Source organism: Sulfitobacter delicatus (assembly GCF_900102535.1).
GTDB classification, from domain to species: Bacteria; Pseudomonadota; Alphaproteobacteria; order Rhodobacterales; family Rhodobacteraceae; genus Sulfitobacter; species Sulfitobacter delicatus.
In genome coordinates, this window is the sequence record NZ_FNBP01000002.1 from 26,392 (window position 1) to 45,740 (window position 19,349).

20 protein-coding genes are annotated in these 19,349 nt (G+C 61.3%); 12 read left to right on the plus strand and 8 right to left on the minus strand.

Translation table 11 applies throughout. The annotated features are described in order from the left end of the window. Positions 1-3 precede the first annotated feature (3 nt). Entirely contained in the window at positions 4-1,053 is a 1,050-nt protein-coding gene (locus tag BLS57_RS03400; protein WP_093739235.1) for an ornithine cyclodeaminase, read from the plus strand. 2 nt (positions 1,054-1,055) lie between these two features. Here the strand turns inward: BLS57_RS03400 and BLS57_RS03405 are convergent, their stop codons facing one another. Then, positions 1,056-2,246, minus strand: a complete 1,191-nt coding sequence (locus tag BLS57_RS03405; protein ID WP_244153589.1) for an FAD-dependent monooxygenase — start codon at positions 2,244-2,246, stop codon at positions 1,056-1,058. Between the two features lie 75 nt (positions 2,247-2,321). Next, entirely contained in the window at positions 2,322-2,744 is a 423-nt protein-coding gene (gene dksA / locus BLS57_RS03410) for an RNA polymerase-binding protein DksA (RefSeq protein ID WP_093740280.1), read from the minus strand. Between the two features lie 169 nt (positions 2,745-2,913). Between dksA and BLS57_RS03415 the strand changes: the two genes are divergently transcribed. From BLS57_RS03415 to BLS57_RS03440, 6 genes are all read left to right on the plus strand, one after another. Then, entirely contained in the window at positions 2,914-3,753 is an 840-nt protein-coding gene (locus tag BLS57_RS03415) for an AAA family ATPase (protein ID WP_093739239.1), read from the plus strand. A 200-nt stretch (positions 3,754-3,953) separates the two neighbouring features. Further along, entirely contained in the window at positions 3,954-5,345 is a 1,392-nt protein-coding gene (locus tag BLS57_RS03420; protein WP_093740282.1) for a DUF2927 domain-containing protein, read from the plus strand. Between the two features lie 6 nt (positions 5,346-5,351). Beyond that, positions 5,352-5,522: an apolipoprotein acyltransferase gene (locus BLS57_RS03425; protein WP_093739241.1), complete on the plus strand. Its 171-nt coding sequence runs from the start codon at positions 5,352-5,354 to the stop codon at positions 5,520-5,522. Next, positions 5,522-6,709, plus strand: a complete 1,188-nt coding sequence (locus tag BLS57_RS03430) for a vWA domain-containing protein (protein ID WP_093739243.1) — start codon at positions 5,522-5,524, stop codon at positions 6,707-6,709. The genes BLS57_RS03425 and BLS57_RS03430 overlap by 1 nt, the downstream gene beginning before the upstream one ends. Positions 6,710-6,781: 72 nt before the next feature. Continuing rightward, positions 6,782-7,213 (plus strand): OsmC family protein, encoded by a 432-nt coding sequence (locus BLS57_RS03435; protein ID WP_093739245.1) that lies wholly within the window; start codon positions 6,782-6,784, stop codon positions 7,211-7,213. A 72-nt stretch (positions 7,214-7,285) separates the two neighbouring features. Further along, positions 7,286-7,969, plus strand: a complete 684-nt coding sequence (locus BLS57_RS03440) for a M48 family metalloprotease (protein ID WP_093739247.1) — start codon at positions 7,286-7,288, stop codon at positions 7,967-7,969. A gap of 3 nt (positions 7,970-7,972) precedes the next feature. On the opposite strand, the gene BLS57_RS03445 is transcribed toward BLS57_RS03440, so the two are convergent. The 5 genes from BLS57_RS03445 to BLS57_RS03465 form a co-directional block, all read right to left on the minus strand. Beyond that, the gene (locus BLS57_RS03445) at positions 7,973-8,524 is read right to left on the minus strand and encodes an RSP_2648 family PIN domain-containing protein (protein ID WP_093739249.1); all 552 of its coding nucleotides are present in this window, start codon (positions 8,522-8,524) and stop codon (positions 7,973-7,975) included. After that, positions 8,524-9,750: an RSP_2647 family RNA methyltransferase gene (locus BLS57_RS03450; RefSeq protein WP_093739251.1), complete on the minus strand. Its 1,227-nt coding sequence runs from the start codon at positions 9,748-9,750 to the stop codon at positions 8,524-8,526. Before BLS57_RS03450 ends, BLS57_RS03445 begins: the two co-directional genes overlap by 1 nt. A gap of 56 nt (positions 9,751-9,806) precedes the next feature. Next, positions 9,807-10,079 carry a hypothetical protein gene (locus BLS57_RS03455; RefSeq protein WP_093739253.1) on the minus strand — a complete coding sequence of 91 codons (273 nt, stop codon included), beginning with the start codon at positions 10,077-10,079 and terminating at the stop codon, positions 9,807-9,809. Further along, positions 10,076-12,880, minus strand: a complete 2,805-nt coding sequence (locus BLS57_RS03460) for a [protein-PII] uridylyltransferase family protein (protein WP_093739255.1) — start codon at positions 12,878-12,880, stop codon at positions 10,076-10,078. The genes BLS57_RS03455 and BLS57_RS03460 overlap by 4 nt, the downstream gene beginning before the upstream one ends. Positions 12,881-13,027: 147 nt before the next feature. Beyond that, positions 13,028-13,975, minus strand: a complete 948-nt coding sequence (locus tag BLS57_RS03465; protein ID WP_093739257.1) for a hypothetical protein — start codon at positions 13,973-13,975, stop codon at positions 13,028-13,030. 331 nt (positions 13,976-14,306) lie between these two features. Between BLS57_RS03465 and BLS57_RS03470 the strand changes: the two genes are divergently transcribed. The 5 genes from BLS57_RS03470 (at position 14,307) to ilvN (ending at position 18,850) form a co-directional block, all read left to right on the plus strand. Beyond that, complete coding sequence (locus BLS57_RS03470) at positions 14,307-14,711, plus strand: DUF2852 domain-containing protein (RefSeq protein ID WP_093739259.1); 405 nt, start codon at positions 14,307-14,309, stop codon at positions 14,709-14,711. Positions 14,712-14,762: 51 nt separating this feature from the next. Continuing rightward, a complete protein-coding gene (locus BLS57_RS03475; RefSeq protein ID WP_093739261.1) occupies positions 14,763-15,215 on the plus strand; it encodes an RDD family protein in 453 nt (150 codons plus the stop codon). 70 nt (positions 15,216-15,285) lie between these two features. Beyond that, on the plus strand, positions 15,286-16,113 hold the full coding sequence (locus BLS57_RS03480; protein ID WP_093739263.1) for an arginyltransferase: 828 nt from the start codon (positions 15,286-15,288) through the stop codon (positions 16,111-16,113). A 350-nt stretch (positions 16,114-16,463) separates the two neighbouring features. After that, a complete protein-coding gene (locus tag BLS57_RS03485; RefSeq protein ID WP_093739265.1) occupies positions 16,464-18,218 on the plus strand; it encodes an acetolactate synthase 3 large subunit in 1,755 nt (584 codons plus the stop codon). Positions 18,219-18,289: 71 nt separating this feature from the next. After that, on the plus strand, positions 18,290-18,850 hold the full coding sequence (ilvN, locus tag BLS57_RS03490) for an acetolactate synthase small subunit (protein ID WP_093739267.1): 561 nt from the start codon (positions 18,290-18,292) through the stop codon (positions 18,848-18,850). A gap of 19 nt (positions 18,851-18,869) precedes the next feature. On the opposite strand, the gene BLS57_RS03495 is transcribed toward ilvN, so the two are convergent. Beyond that, on the minus strand, positions 18,870-19,238 hold the full coding sequence (locus tag BLS57_RS03495) for a hypothetical protein (protein WP_093739269.1): 369 nt from the start codon (positions 19,236-19,238) through the stop codon (positions 18,870-18,872). Positions 19,239-19,349: the final 111 nt, after the last annotated feature.

Sequence of the window (19,349 nt, forward strand, 5' to 3'; positions counted from 1 at the left end):
GACATGACCAATCTGAACCCTTCCGACAAGGCGCTGGTGCCTTTTGTCTCTGTCGACCAGATGATGAAGCTGATCCACCATATCGGTGTGGAAGACATGCTGCGCGGGCTGGCGGAGTATATCGAGGCCGATTTTAAACGCTGGGAGCTGTTCGACAAGACGCCCCGCGTGGCGAGCCATTCCGAAAAGGGCGTGATCGAATTGATGCCCACCTCGGACGGCGATGTGTATGGCTTCAAATACGTCAACGGCCACCCCGACAACACCAAGGACGGCTTTCAGACCGTGACCGCCTTTGGCCTGCTGGCGAATGTGAACAACGGCTACCCGGTGCTGCTGACAGAGATGACGATCCTGACCGCCTTGCGCACGGCGGCGACCTCGGCGGTGGTGGCGCGGCTTCTGGCGCCCAAAGGCGCGCATGTCATGGCGATGATCGGCAATGGCGCGCAGTCCGAATTCCAGAGCCTTGCGATGAAGGCGATCTGCGGCGTGGATGAGGTGCGGCTTTACGACATCGACCGCGCGGCGACCGCGAAATGCGCGCGCAATCTGGCGGGGCACGGCATCAAAGTGGTGGAATGTGACACCGCCGAAGACGCGATCATGGGCGCGCAGATCATCACCACCTGCACCGCGGACAAGCAATATGCCACGATCTTGACCGACAATATGGTTGGCTCCGGCGTGCATATCAATGCGATTGGCGGCGACTGTCCGGGCAAGACGGAGCTGGCCCCGGCGATCCTGCACCGCTCTGATATCTTTGTCGAATTCCCCGAACAGACGCGGATTGAGGGCGAGATTCAGCAGTTGGATGCGGATCACGCGGTGACGGAGATTTGGCAGGTCCTAACGGGTCAGGCCGAAGGCCGCCGCAGCGCGGAGCAGATCACGCTGTTCGACTCGGTAGGCTTTGCAATCGAGGATTTCTCGGCCCTGCGCTATGTGCGCGACCAGATTGCCGAGACCGGGCTGTTCCAGCCGCTCGACCTGCTGGCCGACCCCGATGATCCGCGTGATCTTTTTGGGATGCTGCAACGCGCAGGCTAAGCCTAGCCTTTGGTCACGTCGTGGCTATAAAGCCAATCATAGGCGCCGAGCATCACGCTTGGCGCCAATTTTGACGCGATGCGCAGTCCGGTATGCGCGGCCAGCCGCAGCGGGCCGGGCGCCATGTGATAGCGTGCGGCGTTGCCTTCCGAGGTTTTGACAATCCGCCGCGCCCGGTTGATCCGTTTGGCTTGATAGGCCGCGAGGGCTGCGTCACGCGGGTGGCGACGCAGGCAGTCCGCCAAGACCCAAGCATCCTCCAGCGCCATATTCGCGCCTTGGGCCAGAAACGGCAGCGTCGGGTGCGCGGCATCGCCAAGCAAGGCCACGCCTTCGCCGCGCCAATTAGCGGCAACCGGGTGATGATGCAGACCCCAGAGGGTGACCTGCTCCACCGCTTCGATCATCTGCGCCGCCTCGCCGCCAAAGCCTGCGAAGGCCCGGCGCAGGTTGGCAGGGTTGTCGACGTGGTGCCAGCCTTCGGCGGCCCAGTCGCTGCGCTCTTCGACCGCGACCAGATTGATCAGCCCCCCTTCGCGTAGCGGATAGCTGACGAGATGCCGCCCCGGCCCCATCGTCACCCGCGCCTCTGGGCCGTGGTTGATGTCATTGGGGATCAGCGCGCGCCACGCGACTTGGCCAGAGAAGGCGGCTTTGTCCGCGCCGTTCAACATCACCCGCCCGACCGAATGGATGCCATCCGCCGAAACAACCAGTTCCGCCCGCCGCCGCCCGCCGCTGGCCATCTGCACCTGTGGCAAAGCACCGGGGTGCAGGCTGGCGGCTTGGGCGCTGGTCTCGAAACTGACATTGGCTTGTTGGGCGGCCCCGCGCAGCAGATCAATCAGATCGGCGCGGTGGACGAAGTAATAGCGCTGCGCCTCGGGCAGCCGGGTCAGGTCCAGCCGGGCGACTTGGGCGCCTTTGGCATAGTCGCAAAGCCGCACCGTCTGTCCGCGCACGGCGCCGCGTGCTTTCAGCCCGCCCTCAAGCCCCAAGCCGCGCAGCACGGCGAGGCCATTGGGGCTGATCTGCAAGCCTGCACCAATCTCAGAAAAGTCGGGGGCCTGTTCCAGCAGCGTTACCGCCACGCCTTGCCGCGCGAGGGCCGTGGCGCAGGCCAGACCGCCGATGCCGCCACCGACGACGATGGCGTTGGATACACCGGTGCGCGGCGCGTCGGCCCGGCTCACCCGGTTCCCCGGGCAGCAACAGCGCATAGAAGAACGCCGGAGCAAAGGCCCCGGCGTTTGATCTTGTCAGACATTTCAGTCGTCCCGATGGACCTTCTCGCGCCGCTCGTGACGCTCTTGCGCCTCCAGCGTCATGGTGGCGATGGGCCGTGCATCGAGCCGCTTGAGCGAGATCGGATCGCCAGTCTTCATGCAGTAGCCGAACTCGCCTTCATCAATCCGGCGCAGCGCGGCGTCGATCTTGCCAACCAGCTTGCGGGCGCGGTCCCGGGTGCGCAGTTCCAGCGCACGGTCCGTTTCCTCCGACGCGCGGTCGGTTACATCCGGAATGTTCCGTGTGCCATCCTGCAATGCTTCGATGGTGTCACGGCTGCCTGCCAACAGCTCCGCTTTCCAGTTCAACAGCTTGCGACGAAAGTACTCAAGCTGACGATCATTCATGAATGGCTCGTCCTCGGCCGGACGATAGTCGTCCGGCAGGAAGATTTCCTGCTTCATTTGTTTTTCCCCGGCGTTTTTCAACTCAGACATTAAAAAGGCCTGTCTCCCGACATCGTCCCCTGCGGCAGCATCTATCTTAGCGGGTTTCAATTGTCACTACACAATCCCTTTGATTTTTGGTTAAAGGCCGAAGATCAAGCGCCCGTCACACGAGGTTGAAAAAACGATGAAATTCCAAGGCACCAAAGATTACGTGGCCACCGACGACCTGAAAATCGCTGTTAACGCTGCGGTTACGCTGGAACGGCCCCTGCTCGTTAAGGGTGAGCCGGGCACCGGCAAGACCGAACTGGCGCGGCAGGTCAGCGACGCCTTGGGACTGCGGATGATCGAGTGGAACATCAAATCCACCACCCGCGCGCAGCAGGGTCTCTATGAATATGACGCCGTGAACCGCCTGCGCGACAGCCAGTTGGGCGACGAGCGGGTGCATGATGTGAAGAATTACATCCGCAAGGGCAAGCTGTGGCAGGCTTTTGAGGCCGACGAGAAAGTCGTGCTGCTGATCGACGAGATCGACAAGGCCGACATCGAGTTCCCCAATGACCTGCTGCAGGAACTCGATAAGATGGAATTCTTTGTCTACGAGACCGGCGAGACGATCCGCGCGCGCCAGCGGCCCATCGTCATCATCACCTCAAACAACGAAAAAGAACTGCCCGACGCTTTCCTGCGCCGCTGTTTCTTCCACTACATCCAGTTCCCTGAAATGGAGACGCTCAAGCAGATCGTCGAAGTCCATCATCCGGGCATCAAGCAGCAGTTGCTGACCACGGCGCTGACGCAGTTCTACGAGATCCGCGACCAGCAGGGGCTGAAGAAGAAACCCTCGACCTCTGAAGTGCTTGATTGGCTGAAGCTGCTCTTGGCCGAGGATATGGACGCCGAGGATCTGGCCAAGGATGGCGCCAGCGCCCTGCCCAAGCTGCATGGTGCGCTGCTGAAGAACGAGCAGGACGTGCATCTGTTTGAACGGCTTGCCTTCATGGCCCGTCGCCAGCGGTAGCATCGCAACACCAAAACGACTTTGCGTCAAATGCGGGGGAATTGCCTCGCTTTTGGCTTTTTGCCTGCCTAGTCTGATCTCAATGACGGGCAACAAGACCCGTAACGCGATCGATGGGGCAGGCAAATGCAAGAACCACAAGCGGCAGCAGCACGCGCATTTTTCGGCAAATCACCTGTGTCCACGGCACGGGCAAGCGCATGAGGCGCGGCGTGAAGGCGCGGCTCGTTCTGCCGCTGATGATGCTGCTGAACGCCTGCGTGCCGGCCTCCCATTCCGAGGTGGCCAGCCGCGCTGTGATCGCAGACAGCACCCTGCCCCCGATGAAGCAGTTTAGCACTGCCCGCCCGGCCACGCCGCGGCTGTCGAATGCGGTACTGGCGCAGGATTTCCTCGACCTTGCCTTTCGCATGGAAAGCGGCCGCACCCTGCCGGTGCTCACGCGCTTTGAAAGACCGATCACCCTGCGCGTCGCGGGCAAACCGCCTGCGACCTTGGCCCCTGACCTTGCCCGCCTCCTGGCGCGTCTGCGCAATGAGGCGGGGATCGAGGTGCGGCAGGTCACGGGAGAGAGTGCCAATATCACCGTGCAGGCCATCAGCCGAAACCAGATCCGCAAACTGCTGCCGCAGGCCGCCTGTTTTGTCGTGCCGAATGTCAGCACCCTTGCCGAATACCGCCGCGCCCGCCGTTCGCCCGAGACCGATTGGACCCGGCTGACCGAGCGCCGCCGTCTGGCGATCTTTCTGCCCAATGATGTCAGCCCGCAGGAGACCCGCGACTGCCTGCATGAGGAACTGGCCCAAGCGCTCGGCCCGTTGAACGATCTCTACCGCCTGCCGGATTCGGTGTTCAACGACGACAATGTGCATACGGTACTCACCGGTTTTGACATGCTGATCCTGCGGGCCTATTACGATCCGGCGCTGCGCTCAGGCATGACCCGCGACCAGGCCGCCGCCGCCCTGCCCGCCGTTCTGGCGCGGCTTAATCCTGCTGGCGGTACGGTGGCCCCACACCCCACCCGCGCCACGCCACAGGTCTGGAGCCGGGCAATCCAAGCCGCCTTGGGCCGCGACGTGAGCCGAACGGCGCGCATGGCCGCCGCGCAGGACGCGCTGCGTATTGCTCAAGCGCAGGGTTGGCAGGACAACCGCCGCGCCTTTTCGCATTACGCCATGGGCCGCGTGGTGCAGATGACCGACCCCGCCGCCGCGCAGGGCCACTATAGTGCCGCCGAGGACTATTACCGCCGCACCCCCGGCACTGATCTGCACCGCGCTTATGTCGCCACGCAGCGCGCGGGCTATGCGGTGACACGCGGTGATGGTGCTGCGGCTCTAACAGTGATCGAGCCGCATCTCGCCATCGCGGAACGTAGCGAAAACGCCGCCCTTCTCGCCACCCTTCTGCTCCTGAAAGCCGAAGCCCTACAGATCGAAGGCCGCGACACTGAGGCGCGCCGGGTCAGGCTGGACAGCATCGGCTGGGCGCGATACGGCTTTGGCCCTGACTGGGCCGTGCGGGCCAAGCTGCGCGAGATTGCGTCGCTCAACCCCCATCGTGGATCGGCCGATAATTTGGGCGGGTAAGAGACTATGATTGCAATCGGATTGGCACTGCTCGGCGCGGTGATCGGCGGGTTTACCGCCCGCAAACGCGGCGGCAACCGCAAGGACATCGCGCAATATGCCACTGGCTACGGCATGGCCTTTCTCGTCGTCGGCATGATCGCGACGGTCATTCTGGACCGTATGCTGAGCGTCTGATGTTTCTGCCGTTCTTTGACCAATTGCGCCGCCACGGAGTGCCAGTCTCGCTGCGCGAGTTTCTGGCGTTTCTGGAGGGCATGAAGGCGGGCCTTGCGACCTATGACGTGGAGGCGTTTTACTACCTCGCCCGCGTCGCCATGGTCAAAGACGAACGCAACATCGACAAGTTCGACCGCGCCTTTGCGGCCTCGTTCAAAGGGCTAGAGAACATCAGTCTGGATGATGTGCTCGAGGCCGTGGACGTCCCCGAAGACTGGCTGCGCAAGATGGCCGAAAAACATCTGAGCGAAGAGGAAAAGGCCGAGATCGAAGCCGCAGGCGGGTTCGACAAGCTGATGGAGACGCTGAAAAAGCGGCTTGAGGAACAAAAGGAGCGGCATCAGGGCGGCTCCAAATGGGTCGGCACGGCGGGCACCTCGCCTTTTGGCGCTTATGGTTACAACCCCGAAGGCGTGCGCATCGGGCAAAAGGAAAGCCGCCACCAGCGTGCGGTCAAGGTTTGGGACAAGCGCGAGTTTCGCAATCTCGACGACAACGTGGAGATCGGCACCCGCAACATCAAACTGGCGCTGAAACGTCTCCGCCGCTGGGCGCGTGATGGCGCGGCGGAGGAGTTGGACCTGAACGGCACCATCCGCGCCACGGCGGAGCATGGCTATCTCGACGTGAAGACGCGGCCTGAGCGGCGCAACGCGGTGAAGGTGCTGCTGTTTTTGGACATCGGTGGCTCGATGGACCCGCATATTAAAGTGGTGGAGGAGCTCTTCAGCGCCGCGCGGGGCGAGTTCAAACATCTGGAGCATTTCTACTTCCACAACTGCCTTTACGAAGGCGTCTGGCGCGACAACCGCCGCCGCTGGGACGCGCAGATCCCCACCCATGAGGTGCTGCGCAGCTATGGCTCTGATTACAAATGCATTTTCGTTGGTGACGCCTCCATGTCGCCTTACGAGATCGCCTATCCCGGCGGCGCGAATGAGCATTGGAATCCCGAGAGCGGCGCCACTTGGCTGACCCGCGCGCGGGATCAATGGCCGAGCAACCTCTGGATCAACCCGGTGCCCGAGCGGCAATGGGGCTACACCCAGTCAATCGCGATGATCCAAGACATCTTTGGCCCCGAGGCGATGGTGCCGATGACGCTCGAAGGGCTGAGCCGCGGCATCAAGGCGATGACCCGCTAGGCTGCTTCCTTGACACGCTGCTGCGCCGCGCCACCTCAGGAGGCGAACGCAAGCACAGTGGAAGGAAGTACCATGTCCCCGATCACCAAATCCGGCAGCGCAAAATGGACCGGCTCGCTCAAAGAAGGCAATGGCCATGTCTCGACCGAAAGCGGCGTGCTGTCCGACCAGCCCTACGGCTTCAACACGCGCTTTGAGGGCAAAGACGGCACCAACCCCGAAGAGCTGATCGGTGCGGCACACGCGTCCTGCTTTTCCATGGCCCTGTCGATGATCCTCGGCGAAAGCGACCTGACGCCCGACAGCATCGAAACCAAGGCCGAGGTGCATCTGGAGCAGAAAGACGGTGGTTTTCATGTGCCGAAGGTGCATCTGACCGTCGAGGCCAAAATCCCCGGCGCATCTCAGGAAGACTTCGACAAGGCCGCCAAGACCGCCAAGGAAAACTGCCCGATTTCCAAGCTGCTGACAGCCGAGATCACGATGGACGCCAAACTGGTCTGATCGCTGAAAATACCACCGGGGCGCAGGTACTGTCCGCTTGCCCCCGGCCCCGGCGCTCCCCATATTGAGGGCATGCTCCGACTCCTCCCCATCCTCCTCGCCATCCTTTACGCGCTGGCCATGTACCGTTTTTCGGCGTGGCGCACGGCGCGGGAGCTGGATGCGAAGTCGACTCCCTTGGTTGATCCAAAGTTAAACGAGATCAGCAACCGCATGGCCAAAGCGCTCGACCTGCCACGCGTCAAGGTGCATCTCTATGAGATCGAGCCGGTCAACGGGCTGGCGGCCCCCGATGGGCGGATTTTCATCACCCGGGGTTTCTATAACAAGTTCCGCCAAGGCGCTGTTACGGCTGAAGAATTGGCCAGTGTGATCGCGCATGAGTTGGGCCATGTCGCCCTTGGCCATTCCCGCCGCCGCATGATTGATTTTTCGGGCCAGAACGCTTTGCGCACCGCGCTGGCGATGGTACTGGGGCGGCTCATTCCGGGCATTGGGGTCTGGATCGCGAGCGGTCTGACCAGCCTGCTCGCCGCGCGGCTGTCGCGCAATGATGAATATGAGGCCGACGCCTATGCCGCCGCTTTGCTCACTAAGGCTGGGATTGGCATTGGTCCGCAGATTTCACTGTTCGAGAAGCTCGACGCGCTAAGCCAATCGGGCGGCAACCGTCCGCCGGCTTGGCTGCTGAGCCACCCCAAGACCGAAGAGCGGATCGACAAGCTGCGCCAGATGCAGTTGCGGTGGGACGGTTAAGGGTTAGCCAAGAGCCTTAGCCAGACGCGGCAGACGGGCCTTTTTAAGCAAGGCGCGCATCTGCCAGTCCTCGCCCGACAGCCGTCGCGCTTCTTGCAAGACCGCGTCAGCCACGGGGGCGACCAGTTCCGGCGTCGCTTGCCAGATGCCGTGCAGATAGCTGTCCGGATCGGCGCGGCTTAGCCCCTCTTCGGCGAGGATCTGGCGCGGGAAGTCTTTGGCATTCAGCGTCAGGATCATATCGGCGCTGCTGGCCACGGCTACGGCCAGCACATGGATGTCATCCGCATCCGGCAGCCAGAGCCGCGCTTGCAAGCCGGGGACGGCATCGCGTTCCGCCCCCGGCCAGTTGCCGCGCAAAAGCGCGATCTCGGCCCGCGCTTGGGCTTCGCCCGCGGGGCCAAGTTTGATCGCCGCGCGGGCCCATTCCTCCAGTATACGCGCCGACCAAATCGGCTCAAACGCGCCGCCCGCGGCCACGCCGAGCACCATCTCGCGCATCACCGTGGGGTAAAGCACGCAGGTGTCGATCAGCACGCGGGGGCGGGTCTGCATTACAGGCGGAAGAACAGCGACTTGAGATAGCCGCTTTCCGCAAGCTGCGGCAGCTGCGGGTGGTCCGCCCCGGCAAAGCCGGTGTGCAGCAGCATAGCGCGGCGACCGGCCCGGCCAATGCCGCGTACCGAAGCGGTGCGGAACTGGTTCAGGTCGGCAGCATGCGAGCAGGAGCAGAGGCCCAGAATGCCGTTTTCGGCCACCAGTTGGGCCGAAAGACGCGCGACACGTTCATAGGCGCGCAGGCCAGCTTCGACCGCTTGGCGCGAGGGGGCAAAGGCGGGCGGGTCGCAGATTACCACGTCAAAGGTCTCGCCCTCATCGCGCAGGGCGGTGAGCACGTCGAAGGCGTCGCCTTGGCGGGTGGCGAAACGGTCTTGCATGCCCATCGCGGCGGCCCCGGCTTCGGCCAGTTCCAGCGCGGGCGCGGAGCCGTCGACGGCCAGCGCCGAGGATGCGTCATTGGCGAGAGCCGCGAGGGAGAAGCCACCGACATGGGCAAAGACATCCAGCACCCGGGCGCCATTGCGCGCGAGATTGGCGGCAAAGGCGTGGTTGGGGCGTTGGTCGTAAAACAGGCCGGTTTTCTGGCCGCCGGTGAGGTCGGCCATATAGGTGGCTCCATTCATCGGCACGGGCAGCGGGCCTTCGGGCGTGGTGCCTGCGACGGTGGCCGAGGTATCGTCCAGCCCTTCAAGCTTGCGGGTCCGGCCAGAGGCGTTCTTCTGCACATTCACGACACCCGTCACCGATTGCAGCGCAGCGACCAGCGTCTCGAGCATGGCGTCGGCCCAAGCGGCATTGGGCTGGATTACACAGGTGTCGCCAAAGCGGTCAATGATGACGCCGGGCAGGCCATCGGCCTCGGCATGGATCAGGCGGTAGTAGGGCTGATCGTAAAGCTGGCTGCGCAAGGCCAGCGCGCGGGCGATGCGGGTCTCGAACCACGCTTGGGTGATCTCGGCCTCGGGGTCTTGGTCAAGCATCCGGGCGATGATTTTGGAGTTCGGATTGACCGCAACCAGCCCCATGGGCGTGCGGTTTTCATCCTCAAGCCGCGCCAGTGTGCCGGGGGCAAGGCCCCGCGTGCGGCGGTCGGTGACCAGTTCATTGGCATAGACCCAAGGAAAGCCGTGACGGATGGCGCGGGCATTGGCCTTGGGCAAAAGGCGCACCACGGGAACTGTGGCGGGCTGCGGGGCGGAGGGGGTTTGGGGCGTTGTCATGGCGCCCTCGTACTGCGTTCGGGCGCTTTGGGAAAGAGGTTTCGCACGCCCTCGCCTCAGTTGCGCGGACGGCTGCGCCAGCCGCCGCGGCGGCGCGGGGTGGTAAGCGTGGTCTGCCCGTCGCGCAGCACTTGCGTCATGGGGTGGTTGGGGTCGGTGTCTTCATAACGGGTCAGAAGACGCGGCAGGGCCTGCGCGCTATCATGCTCCAGTGGCAGGCTCAGCGCCCAGTCCAGAAAGATACTGCGGCATTCGGCGGGGCCGATGCCGTCGATCTGGTAGGATTCGTGGATCAGGCCCTTCGGGTCGTCGGGGTCGGTCTGGGTCATTCCGCCTCCTTTTCTGGTGCGTCTGGCAAGGCGTTTGTGATGATCTCTGCGGCGCTATCATAGGCCCCTTGCAACTGGGCCTCCAACGCGGTGAGGTTGTCACTTTCCAGAACCCGGCAGAGGAATTGCGCTCCCGCCTGCCCCATGGTCTCGGCGTCGAGCTTCTTGGCTGTCAGCAGTCGCGCGGCGCAGATCAGGGTAAAGGCCTGTGTGTAGGTGTGCGAGAGTGTCGCCTCTGCGCTTTGGTCGATGATGCCGGCATTGCGCGCGGCGGCGAGCCCTGCGTCAATCTCTCGCGCGCCGGTGCCGCCGATCAGCGCGCCGGCTTGGGCAAAAAGTTCAATGTCCTGCAAGCGCCCGGCACCGGTCTTGGCATCCAGCGGTCCGGCAGGGCTGCGCGCAGCCGCAATGCGGGCACGCATACGGGACACTTCGTTCAGCACCTTCTCGCGAGGAGCGGCTTGGCCCAGCACCTCTTGGCGCACCGCTTCGACGTCGTTCGCCAGATCGTCCGGCCCGACGATCACCTGCGCGCGGGTGAGCGCGAGATGTTCCCAGACCCAAGCCTGTTCCTTTTGATAGCTCTCGAAACTTGCGAGGCTGGTGGCCACCGGCCCTTGATTGCCCGAGGGCCGCAAGCGCATGTCGATGTCGTAGAGCTTGCCTTGGGACATCGGCGCGGTCATCGCGGTAATCATCGCTTGGGTGAGACGTGCGTAGTAGGTGCGCGTGGCGAGCGGTCTGCGACCCTCGGAACTGTCGACCCCATCGGCATCATAGATCACCAGCATATCGAGGTCAGACGTCGGTGTCAGCCGCCCTGCCCCGAGCGAGCCCATCCCAAGGATCACCGCCCCGCGCCCCGGCGGCGTTCCGTGGCGGCTGGCGAATTGGTCAACGACTACGGGCCAGAGTGCTTGCAGGACGGCACGGGCCAGCTCGGCGTATTGGACAGAGGCGGTGGCCGCATCAATCAGCCCGCGCAGCAGATGCACGCCGATGCGAAAGTGCCACTCGCGCGCCCAGCGGCGGGTGCCATCAAGACGCAGCTCATAGTCGGCTTCTTGGGCCAAATGCGCATGCAGCATTTCGGTCAGCTTGTCCTGCCCCGGCCAGTCAGAGAAGAAATCCCCACCGATCACCGCGTCGAAAACGCCCGCGTTCTGAGAGAGGTGGGACGCAAGTGCGGGCGATGTGGCGACGATGTCGACCAGCAGGTCACCGAGTTGCGGGTTGGCGCGTAGGAGTGAGAAGAGCTGCACGCCGGCAGGCAGACCCGCCAAGAAACCGTCAAAGGCCAAAAGCCCCTCATCAGGCTTGGCGGAATGGGCCAAACGGTCCAGCAGCAGCGGTTTCAACCGGCCAAAGATATCCGCCCCCCGCTCGGAGCGCAGCGCAAGATAGCTCGGCCAGCGGTCGAGCACGGAGGTGTCAAATTGGTGAGCAGCAGGCGCGGCCTCGGGCTCTTCGCGGGTGGCGGCAAAGAAGCTTTCGATCAGGTCATGCACCGATTGCAAGCGGTTGTGGAGATCGTCTTTCAACGCGCTGACATCCATATCCATCATACAGGCCAAACGTTCGAAATCCGCGTCGGTTTTAGGCAACGTATGGGTCTGGGCGTCTTGTACCATCTGCAAACGGTGCTCGACGGTGCGGTGGGCGCGGTAGTGATCGCTGAGCACTTCGGCCACATCTGCAGGCACCCAATTCTTTTCGGTCAACACTTGCAGCCCGGCCAGCGTCCCCCGTTCGCGCAACTCTGGATCGCGCCCCCCGGCGATGAGTTGGCGGGTCTGGGTGAAGAACTCAATTTCGCGGATGCCGCCCCGGGCCAGCTTCATGTCGTGGCCCGGCAAGGTGATCGGTCCGCCCAGACCCTTGTGCTCGCGGATCGCCAGACGCATGTCATGGGCATCTTGAATGGCTGCAAAATCAAGGTGTCGCCGCCAGACGAAGGGGCGCAGGGACTGTAGGAATTTCTCGCCTGCCTCGATGTCGCCCACGGCGGGGCGCGCTTTGATATAGGCTGCGCGCTCCCATGTGCGGCCAAGGCTTTCGTAATAGCGCTCGGCAGCCTCCATCGTAATGCAAACGGGCGTAACCGCCGGATCGGGACGCAGGCGCAGGTCGGTGCGGAACACATAGCCTTCTGCCGTGATATCGCTCAGCGTGCCGCTCATGGCGCGGGTGGCTTTGACGAATGCGCTGCGGGCGGCGTGGAAGTCATCGGGTTCGAAACGGGTCTCGTCGAAGAGGCAGATCAGGTCGATGTCCGAGGAATAGTTGAGTTCTCGTGCGCCCATTTTGCCCATGGCGAAAACGACCATGCCGCCACAGTCTTCGAGATCGTCAAGCGTCATGCCGGGCAATTTGCCGCGCTTGATCTGAGCCGCGAGCCCCGCGCGCAGTGCCGCCGTGCAGGCGGCGTCCGCATAATCAGTAAGCGCGCCTGTGACCTCTTCCAGCGACCAAGCGCCGCTCAGGTCGGCCAGCGCCGTCATCAGGGCCATGCGCCGCTTACCCTGACGCAACCCGTCGGCCAGCCGGTCAGGCGCAAGCGCGCCTGCGGCCCCGCGGTTGGCCTCAAGCGCCGCTTCGGGATTGGCCACGACCTCGGTCAGCCAATCCGCTTCTTTCTCCAGCAAGGCCATCAGATAGGGCGCGGTGGAGGCTGCGGCGGCGATCATGTCCCGCAACTCGGCAGAAAGATCCGGCACCAAACCCGCCGCATCCTTGGCGCGTTCTTGGTGGTAGATACGAGGGGAGCGGGTGATCCGCGCGGCGAGGGATGGGTCTGTCATAGGGTCAGCTTTGCGGGCGGATCTGCGTGGCGTCAATGGGGGTTGCGGCTATTGCATAAGACCTGCAGCGCTGACAAAAAATGCCCCCACCTATAGCGGAGGCATTTTCTTGTAATATAGTTTAGCCCCTGACAGGACCAGGAACTGTCACGCCATATCGAAAATATCTTCTCCGGCGTCGTCTTCGGCGGCATCCGCCTCGGCCAGAAGATAGGCTTCTGCGCCCATTTCCATAGCTTCGCCGAGGGTGAGCGCTGACACCAAGCTCGCGGCTTCGTCCTCGGACGTCTCAGTCTCATCCAACGCGTCGTCATAAGCCTGCATTACCGCATCGACATCAGCAAACCCATCTTCCGGCGCATCAAGACGGAAGAGCTCGGTAATACCGCCCTCCTCGTCGATATCGAAGAAAACAATCGACTCCAGTTCCGTTACATCACCATTCAGGTCATCCAAAGAAAGGTAATAGTCGAGAAAGTTTTCGAAAGTTGGCTCTGTCCCCTCAGGCAACGAAGGCATGAACCAGTCTGAGTCTTCTTGCTCTTCAGCGAGAATATAGGCGTCTACCGCGGTATTCTCGTCGCCAGAGGGCATCGCATTGAAGAAGACCTTATCATAGGTCGGTTCATCAGGATCTTTCGGTTCCTCGGGTTCTTCTGGTTCTTCGGGCTCTTCAGGGTTGTCTGAGACCCCTTTGATGGAACCAGCCTCAGTCGTCGTCGAGGTGGCGCGCACACCAAAGACGTCAATTTTGTCAAGGCTGCTGATATCGAGCGACATTGTCAGCGTATCCCCGGCAGAGAGATAGGTTTCTTTCTCGTCCGCATCCGGACCAAGGCCCGGCTGGCTGAGCTCGATAGCATCGTCCCACTGCACCTTGTCGCCACCTAGGCGGGCACCGTTCATATTAAGCGGACCGTCAAGGCTAGCGCTCTTACCAGACTGGTCATCATCGCCGAAATAGACGGCGTTGACGTCCATCGAGCCTTCTAAAACATCGATATCGGCAAGAAATTCGCCGTCCTTCTCGTATATGGTCACGGTGTAAGACAGCCCGTCGACCTCGTAGCTAAAGACTTTTGAATGAGCAGCCATTCTCTGTTCCTTTCATTAGAACACGTCTATGTCGCGCCTATTTCTGCCCTTCCCCAGGGCTACTTTACGTCACAATTGGACTTACCATAAAAAGGCTTCTCAAAAAAAATAAATCGCCAAGTTTCAGGAAACAAACTGTTTCGTAGTCGATAGTTGAATGAACCCTGCTCCACTTCAGTCGAGCGCCAGCCACATCCTCAATGTAAAAAACATTCACATAACCCCTTGCGAAACGGCCCCGGCGTCCCAATCTATTTAATGTGAAAGACATTCACATCACCAAAGACGCCCGGGCCGGCGACAGGCCCTTCATGAGCGAAAGGCTACGACAATGACGACAGTGACCACCGACCCGACCTATGGCGCCCGCGGCTGGTTCGCCCGTACTGAGAACTGGATGGACGAGCGTGGCAAAGGCGCATGGATCGCCGCCATGGTACTCGGCTTCATCTTTTTCTGGCCGCTTGGCCTCGCCCTTCTGTTCTATATGATCTGGAGCAAACGCATGTTCTCTTCGAAATCCTGCACCCGCAAATCGAGCCGCGCGATGATGTCGCGCAACACCGGCAACAGCGCCTTTGACGCCTATAAGGCCGACACGCTGCGCCGCCTCGAAGAAGAGCAGAGCAATTTCGAAGCCTTCCTTGAGCGGCTCCGTGAAGCCAAGGACAAGGCCGAGTTCGACCAGTTCATGGACGAACGTGCCAAGCGCGACGATGGCACAGCAAGCGCCTAACCCCTCCCCGCTCCCCGGCTTTTGGCCGGGGAGCCTTTTGCAGGACGAGACATGACCTATACCACCGCCCCGATGACACCAGACCCAGACCTGCACCCGCAGTTCTACGAGGGCATTCCGTTCAAACGGCTTTTGGCTTGGATCGCAGATGTGGTCCTTGTGTTCTTGATCTGCGTGGTGGTCCTGCCCTTTACCGCCTTCACCGGGCTGTTCTTTTTCCCCTTCATGATGCTGGTGCTTGGCTTTGCCTACCGTGTTGCCACGCTGACCAGCGGCTCGGCGACATGGGGGATGCGGCTGATGGGAATGGAGCTGCGCGACCGGCGCGACCAGCCCTTTGATTTCGCCACAGCGCTGCTGCATACGATCGGCTATTCACTCTCGATGACGGTGACACCTATTCAGCTGGTTTCCGCCGTTTTGATCTGCAGCACCGCGCGTCGTCAAAGCCTTACCGACATGGTGCTTGGCACTGCGCCGGTGAACTGTCGCTTGGGCCGTTAAGTCACGCAACTTTAGTCTTGGCGGGATGGAGGGCGATTGATAGCATCCCGCGACAACTGCCCGGGACCCCATGCGACATACACTGCCTTTGACACCGCAATTCTATGTCACAGCGCCGCAGCCCTGCCCCTATCTGGAGGGGCGGATGGAGCGGAAGCTGTTCACCGCCCTGCAGGGCGACAATGCCGCGCGGCTGAATGACAGCCTGTCAAACCAAGGGTTCCGCCGGTCGCAGAACGTGCTTTACCGCCCCTCCTGCACCGATTGTGCCGCGTGTCTTTCCGCACGGATCGATGTCTCTGCCTTTCGTCCTGGAAAGAGCCAGCGGCGCATCCTGAAGCGCAACGCCGGAATTGAGCGCCGCGCGACCTCGCCCTGGGCCACGGAAGAGCAATACGACCTGTTCCGCACCTACCTCGACAGCCGCCATGCAGACGGCGGCATGGCGGATATGGACGTCTTTGAATTCGCAGCGATGATTGAAGAGACGCCGATCCGCAGCCGGGTGATCGAATACACCGACCCCGAGGCCGACAATGCGCTCATCGGTGTGTGCCTGACGGATGTGCTGAGCGACGGCGTTAGCATGGTCTATTCCTTCTACGACCCGGATCGCCCCCAGCATGGTCTGGGCAACTACATGATCCTCGACCATATCGAGATCGCCCGCGCCGCCGGTCTGCCTTACGTCTATCTCGGCTACTGGGTGCCGGGCAGCCAGAAAATGGGTTACAAGGCCAAGTTCTCGGGGCTTGAGGTCTATATGGGCGGCGCTTGGCAGAAGATGCGGGATCCTGAGAATTTTGTGCCCGATCAACATCCCCTCAGCACCGACCCGATTGCCGAGCAGGTCGCAAATATTACCCTGCCGGATGTGACCCCTGGCCCGCGCAGTTAGGCTATCTACCCTGCTTCATGGCCAAATTCGCCCCACTAGCCATTGAAAAAATGCGGCAAAGCGGAAAAATCTTTCTGAAAATATCGCCGTAGCAAGATAATTCGCAACAAAAGGCAATCGCGAGATGCCATTCACGCATCTTTTTCGCGATTTCCCTGTTGACGCCCCCCGGCCACGCTCATAATCTCACGCCACGCTGAAAGGACCCAGACATGACAGATCTAGTCATTATTGTAGGACACACGCGCATGGGCCGGTAACGGTAGACCATAATCCTTCCCATGCGCCCCCGTCAGACCGGGGGTTTTTTTATGCCAGACGCCAATAACCTGCCTTACGGAGCACTTAAGATGAAACGCCAGATGACCGGAGCGAAAATGATCGTCCAAGCCCTGATCGATCAGGGTGTGGACACCGTCTTTGGATATCCCGGTGGCGCGGTGCTACCGATCTATGACGAAGTCTTTCAGCAAAACTCGATCAAACACGTGCTGGTGCGCCACGAACAAGGCGCCGTGCATGCCGCCGAAGGCTATGCCCGCGCGACCGGCAAGCCGGGCGTTGTGCTGGTGACTTCGGGCCCCGGGGCCACAAATGCGGTGACTGGCTTGACCGATGCGCTGCTCGACTCGATTCCGCTGGTGGTGCTGACAGGTCAGGTGCCAACCTTCATGATCGGCTCTGACGCCTTCCAAGAGGCCGACACCGTGGGCATCACCCGCCCCTGCACCAAACACAACTGGCTGGTGAAGGAGACCGACAACCTCGGCCCTGTGCTCCACGAAGCCTTCCATGTCGCCACCCATGGCCGTCCCGGCCCGGTGCTGATCGACATTCCCAAGGACGTGCAATTCGCCACCGGTCAATACGAGTCTCCCAAACCCTCCACCTCGCGCTACCAGCCGCAGGTAAAGGGCGATATGACCGAGATCACCGAACTGGTGGCTGCAATGGAGACGGCCAAACGTCCGATCTTCTACACCGGCGGCGGCGTCATCAACTCCGGCCCGGCGGCGAGCCAGCTGCTGCGCGAGTTGGTCGATGCGACGGGTTTTCCCATCACCTCAACGCTGATGGGCCTCGGCGCCTACCCGGCCTCGGGCGAGAAATGGCTGGGCATGTTGGGGATGCACGGGCTCTATGAAGCCAATATGGCGATGCATGACTGCGATCTGATGATCAACATCGGTGCGCGCTTTGACGACCGGATCACTGGCGTCATCGACAGCTTCAGCCCCAAATCCACCAAAGCGCATATCGACATTGATCCCTCGTCGATCAACAAGGTGATCCGCATCGACATCCCGATCGTCGGCGATGTGGCCCATGTGCTCGAAGACCTGTTGAAGGTCTGGAAATCGCGTGGCCGCAAGACCAACAGCGAGGCTGTTGCCAAATGGTGGAAGCAGATCGAAGAATGGCGCGCTAAGGACTGTTTGAAGTTCACCCAGTCCGGCAAAATCATCAAACCGCAATACGCCCTGTCGCGGCTCGAAGCGCTGACCAAAGGCCATGACCGCTACATCACCACCGAGGTTGGCCAGCACCAGATGTGGGCCGCGCAATACCTCGGCTTTGAGGAGCCGAACCGTTGGATGACCTCTGGTGGCTTGGGCACCATGGGCTACGGCTTCCCAGCCTCTATCGGCGTGCAGATGGCGCATCCTGAGGCGCTGGTGATCAACGTCGCAGGCGAAGCATCCTGGCTGATGAACATGCAGGAGATGGGCACGGCGATGCAATTTGGCCTGCCGGTCAAACAGTTCATCCTCAACAACGAACGTCTTGGCATGGTGCGCCAGTGGCAGGAGCTTTTGCACGGCGAGCGCTATTCGCAAAGCTGGTCCGAAGCCTTGCCCGATTTTGTGAAACTGGCCGAAGCCTTCGGCGCTAAAGGCATCATCTGCTCAGACCCCGATGATCTGGACGACGCGATCATGGAGATGATCAACTACGACGGACCTGTGATCTTTGACTGTCTGGTCGAGAAGCATGAAAACTGCTTCCCGATGATCCCCTCGGGCAAGGCGCATAACGAGATGCTGCTGCCCGGCGATCATGAAACCCAAGGCGTGATCGATTCCAAAGGGTCGGTGCTGGTGTGATCCGTTTTCTTTCAAAGAAAACGGAACGGAATTTTTGAAAAATTCCGGCAAGAGATGAGAAGGACAAAGACATGGCAGCATTGAAGATCAAAAAAGGCGCGACCTCCCACTCCGCCTATAACCTACGACCCAATTTCTCTGATGTGATTGAAAAGCACACGCTTGCGGTCTTGGTCGAGAACGAACCCGGCGCCCTAGCACGGGTAATCGGCCTATTCTCAGGACGGGGCTATAACATCGACAGTCTGACCGTGGCCGAGGTCGACCACACCGGCCACCTGTCGCGCATCACCATCGTGACCAGCGGCACGCCTCAGGTAATTGAGCAGATCAAAGCACAGGTGGGCCGCATTGTCCCGGTGCATGAAGTGCATGACTTGACGGTCGAAGGTGCGAGCGTTGAGCGTGAATTGGCGATGTTCAAAGTGGTCGGCAAAGGCGAGCAGCGCGTAGAAGCTCTCCGCCTGGCCGACATTTTCCGCGCCAATGTCGTCGACAGCACGCTGGAAAGCTTCGTTTTTGAGATCACCGGCGCGCCAGAGAAAATCGATGCTTTCGCGGACCTGATGCGGCCTTTGGGGCTAGTAGAAGTGGCCCGCACCGGGGTCGCAGCACTGGCGCGCGGGGCCTAAACCCCGGGCGCCTGCGCGTTCAGGCTTTCCGCATAGAGGAAAGAAAGCGCGGAGCAGTTGCACGGGGCGTAAAATGGATGATTTGCGCGCTCTCGGGCGCAGCATCTTCCTGAACGTCCTCTACGGCAGAGAGCTTGCCCCCCATCTCGCGCCGGAGCGCTTCGGGAAGCGCGTCGCCAACTTTCTCCTGCAACACCCGGGGGTTACCGGCGATACGCAATCGGCGGTGAACTGAGATGTCGAACTGAACCATATCGCCTGTGTCAAAAAAGCAGGCCCTTTGATGGTCCAAGGTCGGTTCTTCGTAATAGGCTAGGTCACCCTGATCTTCGCACCAGAATACAGCCTTGCCTGCGTCGTTGTCGCTCCACAGAACTACACCAATCATAGTACACCCCGCGTTCGCTTTAATACATTGACCTTGCCGCATAATTTCGCACAGCGACACAGGCTAAGCCGTACCGTCCGCTTGCAATTTGTGACAATTTCTATGAGGTTA